This is a genomic window from Mucilaginibacter sp., assembly GCF_028288225.1.
Taxonomy (GTDB): domain Bacteria; phylum Bacteroidota; class Bacteroidia; order Sphingobacteriales; family Sphingobacteriaceae; genus Mucilaginibacter.
Genome location: NZ_JAQBOC010000049.1, coordinates 46,546 through 60,658 on the forward strand (window position 1 = coordinate 46,546; position 14,113 = coordinate 60,658).

The 14,113-nt window shown below is 40.3% G+C and carries 10 protein-coding genes and 5 tRNA genes; all 15 read left to right on the plus strand.

Annotation, left to right across the window (positions count from 1 at the left end; translation table 11 throughout):
- Positions 1 to 11: 11 nt before the first annotated feature.
- Positions 12 to 359, plus strand: a complete 348-nt coding sequence (gene raiA, locus JWQ54_RS14910) for a ribosome-associated translation inhibitor RaiA (protein WP_299586103.1) — start codon at positions 12 to 14, stop codon at positions 357 to 359.
- A 242-nt stretch (positions 360 to 601) separates the two neighbouring features.
- Positions 602 to 674: transfer RNA gene (locus JWQ54_RS14915), tRNA-Thr, on the plus strand.
- Positions 675 to 740: 66 nt separating this feature from the next.
- Positions 741 to 821, plus strand: a tRNA-Tyr gene (locus tag JWQ54_RS14920).
- A gap of 80 nt (positions 822 to 901) precedes the next feature.
- A tRNA-Gly gene (locus JWQ54_RS14925) sits at positions 902 to 974 on the plus strand.
- 109 nt (positions 975 to 1,083) lie between these two features.
- Positions 1,084 to 1,155: transfer RNA gene (locus JWQ54_RS14930), tRNA-Thr, on the plus strand.
- Between the two features lie 73 nt (positions 1,156 to 1,228).
- Complete coding sequence (gene tuf / locus JWQ54_RS14935) at positions 1,229 to 2,416, plus strand: elongation factor Tu (protein WP_299586106.1); 1,188 nt, start codon at positions 1,229 to 1,231, stop codon at positions 2,414 to 2,416.
- Positions 2,417 to 2,493: 77 nt separating this feature from the next.
- Positions 2,494 to 2,564: transfer RNA gene (locus JWQ54_RS14940), tRNA-Trp, on the plus strand.
- Positions 2,565 to 2,583: 19 nt separating this feature from the next.
- Positions 2,584 to 2,778, plus strand: coding sequence for a preprotein translocase subunit SecE (secE, locus tag JWQ54_RS14945; protein WP_299586109.1), 195 nt, complete (start codon positions 2,584 to 2,586; stop codon positions 2,776 to 2,778).
- A 16-nt stretch (positions 2,779 to 2,794) separates the two neighbouring features.
- Positions 2,795 to 3,337, plus strand: a complete 543-nt coding sequence (nusG, locus tag JWQ54_RS14950; RefSeq protein WP_290324705.1) for a transcription termination/antitermination protein NusG — start codon at positions 2,795 to 2,797, stop codon at positions 3,335 to 3,337.
- A 194-nt stretch (positions 3,338 to 3,531) separates the two neighbouring features.
- The gene (rplK, locus tag JWQ54_RS14955) at positions 3,532 to 3,972 is read left to right on the plus strand and encodes a 50S ribosomal protein L11 (protein ID WP_299586112.1); all 441 of its coding nucleotides are present in this window, start codon (positions 3,532 to 3,534) and stop codon (positions 3,970 to 3,972) included.
- Between the two features lie 29 nt (positions 3,973 to 4,001).
- Positions 4,002 to 4,700, plus strand: a complete 699-nt coding sequence (gene rplA, locus JWQ54_RS14960; RefSeq protein WP_299586115.1) for a 50S ribosomal protein L1 — start codon at positions 4,002 to 4,004, stop codon at positions 4,698 to 4,700.
- A 2-nt stretch (positions 4,701 to 4,702) separates the two neighbouring features.
- The gene (rplJ, locus tag JWQ54_RS14965) at positions 4,703 to 5,221 is read left to right on the plus strand and encodes a 50S ribosomal protein L10 (protein ID WP_299586118.1); all 519 of its coding nucleotides are present in this window, start codon (positions 4,703 to 4,705) and stop codon (positions 5,219 to 5,221) included.
- A gap of 63 nt (positions 5,222 to 5,284) precedes the next feature.
- Positions 5,285 to 5,668, plus strand: a complete 384-nt coding sequence (gene rplL / locus JWQ54_RS14970) for a 50S ribosomal protein L7/L12 (protein WP_144248325.1) — start codon at positions 5,285 to 5,287, stop codon at positions 5,666 to 5,668.
- A gap of 194 nt (positions 5,669 to 5,862) precedes the next feature.
- Positions 5,863 to 9,666 carry a DNA-directed RNA polymerase subunit beta gene (gene rpoB, locus JWQ54_RS14975; RefSeq protein WP_299586121.1) on the plus strand — a complete coding sequence of 1,268 codons (3,804 nt, stop codon included), beginning with the start codon at positions 5,863 to 5,865 and terminating at the stop codon, positions 9,664 to 9,666.
- Between the two features lie 157 nt (positions 9,667 to 9,823).
- Positions 9,824 to 14,110 (plus strand): DNA-directed RNA polymerase subunit beta', encoded by a 4,287-nt coding sequence (gene rpoC, locus JWQ54_RS14980; protein ID WP_299586123.1) that lies wholly within the window; start codon positions 9,824 to 9,826, stop codon positions 14,108 to 14,110.
- Positions 14,111 to 14,113 lie beyond the last annotated feature (3 nt).

The following is a 14,113-nucleotide window of genomic DNA, read 5'->3' on the forward strand; positions in this document are numbered from 1 at the left end:
AAGGAGGAAACATGAAACTTACAGTGCAATCAATTCATTTTACCGCAGACAGGAAATTATTAGATTTTATTCAGAAAAAAGCTGATAAGCTTGATACTTTTTATGACCAGATAATAAGTGGCGAAGTTTACTTAAAGCTTGAGAATGTGGAAGATGAGGCAAATAAAATAACGGAAATAAAAATATTGTTACCCGGAAACCGGATCTTTGCAAAAGAGCAGTGCAAAAGTTTTGAAGAAGCAACAGATTTGGTGATCGAAAGCCTTCGTAAGCAGATTGAAAAGCACAAACAGAAGAAAACCATTGCTGATGCCGCGGCCAAAAAGGCCATACTGATGACGGCGGATGATGATTTATAAGCCTGAAAAGGCCCTTTTTTAAGTAAAAATCGACGGGTTTACAGCCTGTCGATTTTTTTTGATAAAAAATTTTGTACAGGTTTAAATTTTTGTAGATTTGCAATCCCTTTCAGAGAGGTGCTAAGCACTGAAAAAAAAGTTGGGAATGTTCTTTAAAATATAAAAAAGCTTATTAGTTTTGCCGCTCTGATTTTTGAAACCAATTAAGGTTTTATAAAAAACGAAAAGCAAAGTAAATATAAGCCTCCTTAGCTCAGCTGGTAGAGCGACTGACTTGTAATCAGTAGGTCATTGGTTCGATCCCGATAGGAGGCTCTGTTTTTTTCGGAAGAGTAATGTTTAGCTTCAACTTTGGACATTGCGAATCCGGAATAAACAACTGGGGGGATACCAGAGCGGTCAAATGGGACGGACTGTAAATCCGTTGCTTCGGCTACGAAGGTTCGAATCCTTCTCCCCCCACTGGAAAATTCCAGAATAGCTAAATTCTAAATTCTAAAATACTTTAGAGTTTAGAGTTTAGTTTTTGGAATTTAAAAAAAGCGGAAGTAGCTCAGTTGGTAGAGCGATAGCCTTCCAAGCTATAGGTCGCGAGTTCGAACCTCGTCTTCCGCTCGGTTACAGTAGGCAGTTAGCAGTAAGCAGTTTGATTTAGGCAGGTAACTGTAAATGATAACAAGTGACTGCAAACAGAGAACTAACAACTGCAAACTAAGAACAATAAGCCGACGTAGCTCAGGGGTAGAGCACTTCCTTGGTAAGGAAGAGGTCATGGGTTCAAATCCCATTGTTGGCTCAATAAAGAATATAGAGAGTAAAAGAATAACATTTTTAAGTATAAATTAACCTACAAATAATAATTATAAATCATGGCAAAAGAAAAGTTTGACCGCAGTAAACCGCACTTAAACATCGGTACAATCGGTCACGTTGACCACGGTAAAACAACCCTTACCGCAGCTATTACAAAAGTTTTATCTGATAAAGGTTTCTCAGAAGCTCGTTCATTCGATTCAATCGATTCAGCTCCTGAAGAAAAAGAGCGTGGTATCACTATCAATACAGCCCACGTTGAATATTCAACTGCTAACCGTCACTATGCTCACGTTGACTGTCCAGGTCACGCGGATTATGTGAAAAACATGGTTACAGGTGCTGCTCAAATGGACGGTGCTATCATCGTTGTTGCTGCTACTGACGGTCCGATGCCTCAAACTCGTGAACACATTTTGTTAGCCCGCCAGGTAGGTGTGCCTTCATTAGTTGTGTTTATGAACAAAGTTGACATGGTTGATGATCCGGAATTATTAGAATTAGTTGAAATGGAAATTCGTGAATTATTATCATTCTACGAATATCCCGGAGACGATATCGCTGTAATTCAAGGTTCAGCTTTAGGTGGTCTTAACGGCGATCCTAAATGGGTTGAAAAAATTATGGAGCTTATGGACGCTGTAGATACACAGATCCCTATTCCTCCACGTTTAACTGAGCTTCCTTTCTTAATGCCGGTTGAAGACGTATTCTCAATTACTGGTCGTGGTACTGTTGCTACCGGTCGTATTGAGCGTGGTGTAATCAACTCAGGTGAAGCGGTTGACATCCTAGGTATGGGTGCTGAAAACCTAAAATCAACTGTAACAGGTGTTGAGATGTTCCGTAAGATTTTGGACAGAGGTGAAGCTGGTGACAACGTAGGTTTATTGTTACGTGGTATTGAAAAAACTGATATCCGTCGTGGTATGGTTATTTGCAAACCAGGTTCAGTAACTCCACACACTGACTTCAAAGCTGAAGTTTACGTATTATCAAAAGCAGAAGGTGGCCGTCATACTCCATTCTTCAATAAATACCGCCCGCAATTCTATTTCCGTACAACTGACGTAACTGGTGAAATTTCATTAGCCGAAGGTGTAGAAATGGTTATGCCAGGTGATAACGTTACCATCACTGTAAAATTGATCAACGCTATCGCTATGGAAAAAGGCTTACGTTTCGCTATCCGTGAAGGTGGCAGAACAGTAGGTGCTGGTCAGGTAACTGAAATTTTGAAATAAGAATTTCAAAAAGGTTAATTGGAAACATAAGTTTGACTGTAAAAAGCAAACTTATGTTTTCTTATTATTAAATATACACGGGAATAGTTCAACGGTAGAATAGAGGTCTCCAAAACCTTTGATCAGGGTTCGAATCCTTGTTCCCGTGCATAAGTAAACAATAAAAAATGGCAGGCGTAGCTGAATATATTAAAGAATCATACATCGAGTTAACTCAAAAGGTAACTTGGCCTACCTGGCGCGAATTGCAAAGCAGTGCCGTATTGGTGTTGGTTGCTGCAATTATTATAGCTATGGTTATTTTAGGTATGGACCAGATCATACAGCGTTTGATTACTACATTTTATAATTCACTAACATAATACTTAGGAGATAGCGATGAGTGATCAATTGAAATGGTATGTAGTGAGGGCCATCAGTGGTAAAGAGAAAAAGGTAAAACAATATATAGATGCCGAAATTAGTCGTTTGGGCATTACGCATTTGGTACCTCAAGTATTAATACCTACTGAAAAGTACTATCAAATGCGCGACGGAAAAAAGATAGCTAAAGAGCGTAACTATTTTCCGGGATATGTATTGATGGAAGCTGTACTTGATGGCGAAACCGAGCACATTATAAAGAATATAAATAGTGTAATAGGATTTTTAGGCGATAAAGCCGGCAATGCTATTCCATTACGCCAGGCCGAAGTTAACCGTATTTTAGGTAAGGTTGATGAAATGAGCGCCCAGGGCGAAACAATGAATGTGCCTTATTACATAGGCGAAAGCGTAAAAGTAATGGACGGTCCATTCAACGGCTTTAGCGGTGTAATTGAAGAGGTTAACGAAGAGAAAAAGAAACTAAAGGTAATGGTAAAGATATTTGGGCGCCGTACGCCGCTTGAATTGAATTACATGCAGGTAGAGAAAGAATAGATTTGAGATAGGAGATTTTAGATGTGAGACATCGAAAAGTCAAATTGATCAAACTAAATAATAATATAAAAACATACAGGTTTGTAAATAGGATAGGAGTCTCAAATCTCAAATCTAACATCTCAAATCTAAAAACCTTAAATGTTACTTAGCTTCCACTTACTAACATTGAGTTATAATTAAAGTAAATTAAAATGGCAAAAGAAATCGGTGCGATGGTAAAGCTGCAGGTAAAAGGCGGCGCTGCAAACCCGTCACCACCAATTGGACCTGCGTTAGGTGCAAAAGGGGTGAACATCATGGAGTTTTGCAAGCAGTTTAATGCACGTACCCAGGATAAACCTGGTAAAGTGTTGCCTGTTTTGATTACTGTTTACGTTGATAAATCTTTCGATTTTATCATTAAAACCCCTCCGGTTGCAATCCAGTTATTGGAAGCAACAGGATTAAAAAGTGGTTCAGCAGAGCCCAACCGTAAAAAAGTAGCCAATGTAAATTGGACACAGGTTGAAACTATTGCTAAAGATAAAATGGTGGATCTTAACGCATTCACAGTTGAATCAGCCATGAAAATGGTGGCAGGTACTGCCCGTAGTATGGGAATCACCGTATCAGGTACGGCTCCCTGGAATTAATTAATTTATATTAAAATCAGTTTAAGACAGTGGCTAGATTAACAAAAAATCAGAAAGTGGCACTCTCCAAAATTGAGGCAAACAAATCGTATTCATTAGAAGCTGCATCAGCTTTGGTAAAGGAATTAACCTTAACTAAATTTGATTCATCAGTTGATATAGACGTTCGTTTAGGTGTTGACCCGCGTAAAGCCAATCAAATGGTGCGTGGTATTGCAACATTACCTCATGGAACCGGTAAAACTGTACGTGTACTGGTGCTTTGTACTCCTGATAAGGAACAAGAAGCAAAAGACGCAGGTGCAGATTACGTAGGTTTGGATGATTATATTGCCAAGATTGAAGGCGGATGGACTGATGTTGATATTATCATCACTATGCCAAGTGTTATGGCTAAGGTAGGTCGTTTAGGTCGTATATTAGGCCCACGTAACCTTATGCCAAACCCTAAATCAGGAACAGTAACTCCAGAAGTTGGAAAAGCTGTAACTGAGGTAAAAGGTGGTAAAATTGACTTCAAAGTTGATAAAACAGGTATCATCCATACCTCAATAGGAAAAGCATCTTTCTCTGCAGATAAAATTTATGAGAACGCATTAGAAGTATTGCAAACTATCTCAAAATTAAAACCATCTGCAGCAAAAGGAACATATTTCAAGAGTATTCACATCTCTTCTACTATGTCACCAGGAATTGCAATTGAAACTAAAACAGTAGCGGGGATTTAATCATGAATAAAGAAGAAAAACACGATCTTGTTCTTGCCCTTACTGAGCAGATGAATGAATACGGTAACTTTTATATTACTGATACTTCTGATCTGACGGTTGCAAAGATCAATGACATCCGTCGTAAATGTTTCGAAAGCGACATTACGATGAAGGTAGCAAAAAATAGCTTGATTAAAAAAGCTATGGAGGCTGCAGGCGGCGATTATACTCCAATATTTGATGTATTAAAAGGTTCATCATCAATCCTTTTCTCAAAATCAGCAACTGCTCCGGCAAAACTGATCAAACAATTAAGGAAACAAGGTGACAAACCAGTTTTAAAAGCAGCTTATATTGATTCAGCGATATTTATCGGTGATAACCAGATCGATACTTTGATCAAATTGAAATCAAAGGAACAATTGATCGGCGAGATAATCGGATTACTGCAATCACCTGCAAAAAACGTTATTTCTGCATTACAATCAGGCGGAAATATACTGGCAGGTGTTGTAAAAACATTACAGGAAAGAGGTTAACGAACACCTTATTAAAGTTCGATATTAACAAACAAAAAGCATTAAAAGTAAAATTTAAATAAAATGGCGGATTTAAAAGCGTTTGCTGAACAGTTGGTAAACTTAACAGTAAAAGAAGTAAACGAATTAGCTCAGATCTTAAAAGATGAGTATGGTATTGAGCCTGCTGCTGCAGCTGTAGCTGTTGCTGCTGCTCCTGCTGGTGGCGATGATGCCCCTGCTGCTGCTGCAGAACAAACTGCATTTGACGTTATCCTGAAAGAAGCAGGTGGCTCAAAATTAGCAGTTGTTAAATTAGTGAAAGACTTAACTGGTCTTGGTTTGAAAGAAGCTAAAGATTTAGTTGATGGCGCACCTAAAGAAGTAAAAACTGGTGTATCTAAAGAAGAGGCTCAATCATTGAAAACTCAATTAGAAGAAGCCGGAGCAGTAGTTGAGGTTAAATAATTTAACCCAATAACATATAGCATGAGACTCCGACCAATTTGGTCGGGGTCTATTGCTGTTTATATACAATAGGTTTGAGATATTAGATTTGAGATATTAGATTTCTTTTGCTTCGCAAAAATTTCATCTCACATCTCTCGTCTCCTATCTCACTTCTAAACACAGGTTTATTAATAAACTAAAATTATAATACCTTGGCAAACAAAAATAATCAAAGAGTAAACTTTGCAACCAGTAGAAAGGTACTTGATTACCCTGATTTTCTGGATGTGCAGTTGCAATCTTTCCAGGAATTTTTTCAATTGGAAACCACCTCAGACAACCGCTATAAAGAAGGTTTGTTTAAAGTGTTTGCCGAAAATTTTCCGATATCAGATTCAAGAAACATCTTTGTTTTAGAGTTTCTTGACTACTTTATTGATCCGCCACGTTATGATATACAGGAGTGTATTGAGCGCGGATTAACTTATAGTGTACCTTTAAAAGCCAAGCTTCGCCTGTCATGTAATGATGAGGAACACGAAGATTTTGAAACAATTGTACAGGACGTGTACCTGGGAACTATCCCATACATGACCCCTAAAGGTACTTTTGTTATTAACGGTGCCGAGCGTGTAATTGTATCACAATTGCACCGTTCACCAGGTGTGTTCTTTGGTCAAAGCCGCCACACTAACGGTACAAAATTATACTCTGCCCGTGTTATACCTTTTAAAGGTTCATGGATTGAGTTTGCTACTGACGTTAACAACGTGATGTATGCATACATAGACCGTAAAAAGAAATTCCCGGTTACTACATTGCTTCGTGCCATTGGTTATGACTCTGATAAAGATATATTAGAGTTGTTTGAACTGGCCGACGAAGTAAAGGTGAGCAAATCTGGCTTGAAGAAATTCATTGGCCGTAAGCTTGCTGCAAGGGTGCTCAAAAAATGGGTTGAAGATTTTGTGGATGAAGATACAGGTGAAGTTGTTTCTATCGACCGTAATGAGATCATTCTTGAGCGTGAAACCGTACTGGAAGATGACCATATTGATATGATCATTGATGCTGGCGTTAAAACCATCATCCTGAATAAGGAAGATGCTTCAACCAGCGGTGATTATACTATTATATATAATACCTTACAAAAAGATACTTCCAACTCAGAGAAAGAGGCGGTTGAGCACATCTACCGTCAGTTACGTAACGCTGAACCACCTGATGAAGAAACAGCCCGTGGTATCATTGATCGTTTATTCTTCTCTGATAAAAGATATGACCTGGGCGATGTGGGCCGTTACCGCATCAACCGTAAGTTGAAATTGAGTACCTCTGAAGAAACAAAGGTATTAACCAAACAGGATATCATTGCCATCGTTAAGTACCTGATCAAACTGATCAACTCTAAAGCTGAGGTGGATGATATTGACCACTTGTCAAACCGTCGTGTTCGTACAGTGGGCGAGCAGTTATATGCTCAGTTTGGTGTTGGTTTGGCCCGTATGGCACGTACTATACGTGAGCGTATGAACATCCGTGACAACGAGGTGTTTACCCCAACCGATCTGATTAACGCACGTACACTTTCATCTGTGATCAACTCGTTCTTCGGAACAAACCAGTTATCACAGTTCATGGACCAAACCAATCCACTGGCAGAGATCACGCACAAGCGTCGTCTGTCAGCCCTTGGGCCCGGTGGTCTGTCACGTGAGCGTGCAGGTTTCGAGGTTCGTGACGTACACTACACCCACTACGGTAGGTTGTGTACCATTGAAACTCCTGAGGGACCAAACATTGGTTTGATATCATCACTTTGCGTACACGCCAAGATCAACAACTTAGGCTTTATCGAAACACCATACAAACGTGTGGTTGAAGGTAAAGTACAGGTTCAGGAAGCAGTTATCTACTTATCTGCTGAGGATGAGGATGGTAAAACAATTGGTCAGGCAAACGCGCATTATGATGATAATGGTGTATTTGCGTTACCAAAAGTAAAAGCACGTTTTGAAGGTGACTTCCCGATCATTGATCCGGAGAAACTGGATTTAATGGATATTGCTCCAAACCAGATCACTTCGATCGCGGCTTCATTAATTCCGTTCCTGGAACATGATGATGCTAACCGTGCATTGATGGGATCAAACATGCAACGCCAGGCTGTACCTTTGTTACGCCCTGAAGCGCCAATTGTTGGAACCGGACTGGAAGGTCGTGTTGCAAAAGATTCACGTACACTGATCAATGCCGAAGGCGATGGTGTGGTTGAATATGTTGATGCAAACGAGATCCGTATTAAATATGACCGTAATGATCTTGACCGTTTAATCTCTTTTGATGGCGATTCAAGAAGCTATCGTTTAACCAAGTTCAAGAAAACCAACCAGAGTACAACCATGAACCTGAAGCCTATTGTTAAAAAAGGCCAAAGGGTATCAAAAGGCGAAGTGCTTTGCGAAGGTTATGCCACACAAGCAGGTGAACTTGCTTTGGGCCGTAACCTTAAAGTGGCATTCATGCCTTGGCAAGGTTACAACTTTGAGGATGCGATCGTTATATCTGAGCGTGTTGTGTCACAGGATATTTTCACTTCCCTTCACGTTGAAGAGTTTGAGCTGGAAGTACGTGATACCAAACGTGGTGAAGAAGAATTGACACCAGATATCCCTAACGTATCAGAAGAAGCTACTAAAGACCTTGACGAAGACGGTATTATCCGTGTAGGTGCCGAGGTTAAAGAAGGCGATATCCTGATAGGTAAGATCACTCCAAAAGGGGAGTCTGATCCTTCACCGGAAGAAAAACTGTTACGTGCCATATTTGGTGATAAAGCAGGTGATGTTAAAGATGCTTCCCTGAAAACTCCACCATCAATTGCAGGTGTGGTTATTGATACCAAATTATTTAGCCGTGCCAAGAAAACTTCAAAAGCTGAAGAAAAAGCACAGTTAGAAAAACTGGATAACAAACATGATAAAGCAGTAAAAGATCTGAAAAACACTTTGATCGAGAAGTTATTTGAGATCGTGAACGGTAAAACATCACAAGGTGTTTACAACGTTTACAAAGAGCTGCATGTACCAAAAGGTGTAAAATTCACTCAGAAAATATTAGTTGAGCTTAGTTACGAAAATATTAACCCAACTAAATGGACAACTGATGATGATAAAAACGATCAGATCAAGATCTTACTTCACAACTATAACATCAAAGTTAATGAGGAGTTAGGTGCTTACCGTCGTGATAAATTCGCTATCAGTGTGGGTGATGAGCTGCCATCAGGTATAGTTCAAATGGCTAAAGTTTACATCGCTAAAAAGCGTAAGCTTAAAGTGGGTGATAAAATGGCCGGTCGTCACGGTAATAAGGGTATTGTTGCACGTATTGTACGTGATGAGGATATGCCATTCCTTGAAGACGGAACACCGGTTGATATTGTGTTGAACCCGCTGGGTGTACCTTCACGTATGAACTTAGGGCAGATCTATGAAACCGTATTAGGTTGGGCAGGTAAAGAGCTTGGTATTAAATTCGCAACCCCGATTTTTGATGGTGCAAGCCATGAAGAAGTGGAAGAGTGGGTTAAAAAAGCAAACTTACCAGAATCAGGCCGTACCTATTTATACAATGGCTTAACAGGCGATCGTTTTGACCAACAAACTACAGTAGGTATTATATATATGCTGAAACTTGGTCACATGGTTGATGATAAGATGCACGCACGTTCAATTGGGCCATACTCATTAATTACACAACAACCATTGGGTGGTAAAGCCCAGTTTGGTGGTCAGCGTTTTGGTGAGATGGAGGTTTGGGCACTCGAAGCATTCGGTGCATCAAACATACTGCAGGAAATATTAACCGTTAAATCGGATGATGTTATCGGCCGTGCCAAAACTTACGAGGCTATTGTTAAAGGTGAAAACCTGCCAACACCATCAGTTCCTGAATCATTCAACGTATTGGTTCACGAATTAAGAGGTTTAGGTTTAGATATCACGTTAGAATAATTAGTGATTTAGTGAGTTAGTGAATTATTGATTGACCAGTTTCAATTATAATTTACCAGCTCACTAATTCAAACATAGTAAAGGAGTGATTTAACGAAACATGTTAACTCACTAATTCACTAACTCACTAATTCAATCATTAAAAAACAAGGAGACTATGTCTTACAAAAAGGATAATAAAATCAAAAGTAATTTCACCACAATTACGATCAGTCTGGCCTCGCCTGAGTCTATCCTGGAACGTTCAAGCGGTGAAGTTTTAAAACCAGAAACCATCAACTACAGGACCTATAAACCTGAGCGCGATGGTTTATTCTGCGAACGTATTTTTGGTCCGGTTAAAGATTATGAGTGCCATTGCGGTAAATACAAACGTATCCGTTATAAAGGTATTGTTTGCGACCGTTGCGGTGTTGAAGTAACCGAAAAGAAAGTACGTCGTGAGCGTATGGGCCACATTAACCTTGTAGTTCCTGTTGCACATATCTGGTACTTCCGTTCATTACCAAATAAAATTGGTTATTTATTAGGCTTGCCAACAAAAAGGCTTGACCTGATCATATACTACGAGCGTTATGTAGTTATCCAGGCCGGTATTAAAGAAGCTGATGGTATCAACAAAATGGATTTCCTGACTGAAGAGGAATACCTGGATGTTTTAGATACCCTGCCAAAAGAAAACCAATACCTGGATGATAAGGATCCACAGAAGTTTGTAGCCAAAATGGGCGCCGAAGCTCTTGAAGAGCTGTTAAAACGCCTTGACCTGGATGAGTTATCATTCAGCTTACGTCACCAGGCTGCAAACGAAACTTCACAACAACGTAAAAACGAAGCTTTAAAACGTTTACAGGTTGTTGAGGCTTTCCGTGATGCTAAAACCAGGATTGAAAATAACCCTGAGTGGATGATCGTTAAGATCGTTCCGGTTATCCCGCCTGAGTTGCGTCCGTTAGTGCCTTTGGAAGGTGGTCGTTTCGCGACTTCAGATTTGAATGACCTTTACCGTCGTGTAATTATCCGTAACAACCGTTTAAAACGTTTGATCGAGATCAAAGCACCGGAAGTTATTTTACGTAACGAAAAACGTATGTTACAGGAAGCTGTGGATTCGTTATTTGACAACTCACGTAAAGTAAACGCCGTTAAAACCGAAGGTAACCGTGCATTGAAATCACTTTCAGACATTCTGAAAGGTAAACAAGGGCGTTTCCGTCAAAACTTATTGGGTAAACGTGTGGATTATTCTGCCCGTTCGGTAATTGTTGTAGGTCCAAACCTTAAATTACACGAGTGCGGTTTACCAAAAGATATGGCTGCCGAGCTGTTTAAACCGTTTATCATCCGCAAAATGATTGAGCGTGGTGTGGTTAAGACAGTAAAATCTGCCAAAAAGATTGTTGACCGTAAAGACCCGTTAGTTTGGGATATTTTGGAAAACGTATTAAAAGGCCACCCTGTATTATTAAACCGTGCGCCTACGCTGCACCGTTTAGGGATTCAGGCTTTTCAGCCAAAATTGGTTGAAGGTAAGGCTATCCAATTACACCCGTTAACCTGTACCGCCTTTAACGCGGATTTTGACGGTGACCAGATGGCTGTGCACGTACCGCTTGGTAACGCAGCAATTTTGGAAGCCCAGGTTTTAATGCTTGCATCGCACAACATCCTTAACCCTGCTAACGGAACGCCTATTACAGTTCCATCGCAGGACATGGTGCTTGGTTTGTACTACATAACCAAGGGTCGTAAAACAGATGAAGGACGTGTTGTAAAAGGTGAAGGTTTAACATTTTACTCTTCTGAAGAAGTAATTATTGCTTATAACGAACGTAAAATTGACCTGCATGCATTTATAAAGGTTAAAGGCCTTATTAAAGAGCGTGACGGACAAATAGTAAGCAAAATTATTGACACTACCGTTGGCCGTGTGTTGTTTAATCAGCATGTTCCGGTTGAGGTGGGTTATATAAATGAGCTGCTTACCAAAAAATCATTACGTGATATTATTGGCGAGGTAGTTAAAATTACCGGTATGGCACGCGCCGCCCAGTTCCTTGATGATATTAAGGAATTAGGTTTCAGAATGGCATTCCAGGGTGGTTTATCATTTAATCTGAAGGATATTAATATCCCTGATGAGAAAGTTACACTTATAGCACAGGCTTCAAAACAAGTTGAAGAAGTGATGGGTAACTACAACATGGGCTTTATTACCAACAACGAACGTTACAACCAGATCATCGATATTTGGACCCGTATCAACAACCGCTTAACCGCGAATGTGATGGAAATTCTTTCATCTGATAACCAGGGCTTCAATTCAGTATACATGATGCTTGATTCAGGGGCCCGTGGTTCTAAAGAGCAGATCCGTCAGCTTGCAGGTATGCGTGGTTTGATGGCTAAGCCTCAAAAATCAGGTTCTGGTGGCGAGATCATTGAAAACCCGATCCTTTCAAACTTTAAAGAAGGTCTGTCGGTATTGGAGTACTTTATCTCAACTCACGGTGCACGTAAAGGTTTGGCGGATACAGCGTTAAAAACTGCTGATGCTGGTTACTTAACCCGTAGGTTGCATGATGTGGCACAGGATATGATTGTTGGTACAGTTGATTGTGGTACTTTAAGAGGGATCTATACAACCGCCCTTAAAGATAACGAGGATATTGTTGAACCATTATACGACCGTATTTTAGGCCGTACCTCTTTACATGATGTGCTTGATCCTATTACTAATAATCTATTAGTATCTGCCGGCCAGGATATCACTGAGGAGATTGCTAAAACTATTGAAAACTCTCCGTTGGAAGGTATCGAAATACGTTCGGTATTAACTTGCGAAAGCAAACGCGGTGTGTGTGCATTATGTTACGGACGTAACCTTGCAAGTGGTAAACGCGTGCAAAAAGGTGAAGCTGTGGGTGTAATTGCTGCGCAGTCAATCGGTGAGCCCGGTACACAGTTAACACTGCGTACATTCCACGTGGGTGGTACCGCATCAAACATCGCGGCTGAATCACAGATCAACGCAAGGTTTGAAGGTATCATTGAATTTGAAAACGTTCGTACAGTTGAATACAAAACCGAAGAAGGTTTGGTAGAGGTTGTATTAGGCCGTTCAGGCGAGTTCAGGATAGTTGAGGAGGGAACCAATAAAGTTATTGTTACCAACAACATTCCTTATGGTGCATACTTGTATGTGAAGGATGGCAGCAAGATAGCTAAAGGCGACCGGATCTGTTCATGGGATCCATACAATGCGGTAATTATTTCGGAATTTGCAGGTGTTGCCAAGTTTGAAGCTGTTTTGGAAGGTATAACTTTCCGCGAAGAATCAGATGAGCAAACAGGTCACCGTGAAAAGGTAATTATCGATACAAGGGATAAAACTAAAAACCCGGTTATCCAGGTTGCTGATAATAAAGGAAACATTATTAAAGGATATAACATCCCGGTAGGCGCCCACATTGCAGTTGACGAAAATGAAAAACTGCAAACAGGGCAGGTTATTGCTAAAATACCTCGTTCAACAGGTAAAACCCGTGATATAACAGGTGGTTTACCACGTGTAACCGAGTTGTTTGAAGCACGTAATCCATCAAACCCTGCTGTTGTAACTGAAATTGATGGTGTGGTAACTTTGGGTGGTGTTAAACGCGGTAACCGCGAGATCACCATTGAATCAAAAGACGGCCAGGTTAAAAAATACCTTGTTCCATTGTCAAAACACATCCTTGTACAGGATAACGACTTTGTGAAGGCTGGTATGCCTTTGTCTGATGGTTCGATATCACCTGCTGATATACTTGCAATTAAGGGCCCTGCAGCTGTGCAGGAATACCTGGTAAATGGTATACAGGAAGTTTACCGCTTACAGGGTGTGAAGATCAACGATAAGCACTTTGAAGTGATCGTTCACCAGATGATGCAGAAGGTAGCTATTGAAGATGCCGGCGATACACGTTTCCTTGAAAGAGAAGCAGTTGACAGCTGGGATTTCATGCTGGAAAATGATGACATCTTTGATAAAAAGGTTGTTACTGAACCAGGAGATTCAACTAGCTTAAAATCTGGCCAGATAGTTTCTGTAAGAAGGCTGCGCGACGAAAACTCAATTTTAAAACGTAAAGATTTGAAATTAGTTGAAGTACGTGATGCCATTGCAGCAACTTCAAGCCCTATGCTACAAGGTATAACCAGGGCTTCATTAGGTACCAAATCGTTTATCTCGGCGGCATCGTTCCAGGAAACTACAAAAGTTCTGAACGAAGCGGCAATTGCAGGTAAAAAAGATTTAATGCTTGGTTTGAAGGAGAACGTTATAGTAGGTCACCTAATCCCGTCAGGAACCGGTTTGCGCGAATACGAAAATATCCGCGTAGGTTCACAAGAGGAATTTGATCGCTTAATGGCTTCAAAAGCTGAAGAAGTAGAAGCATAAGCA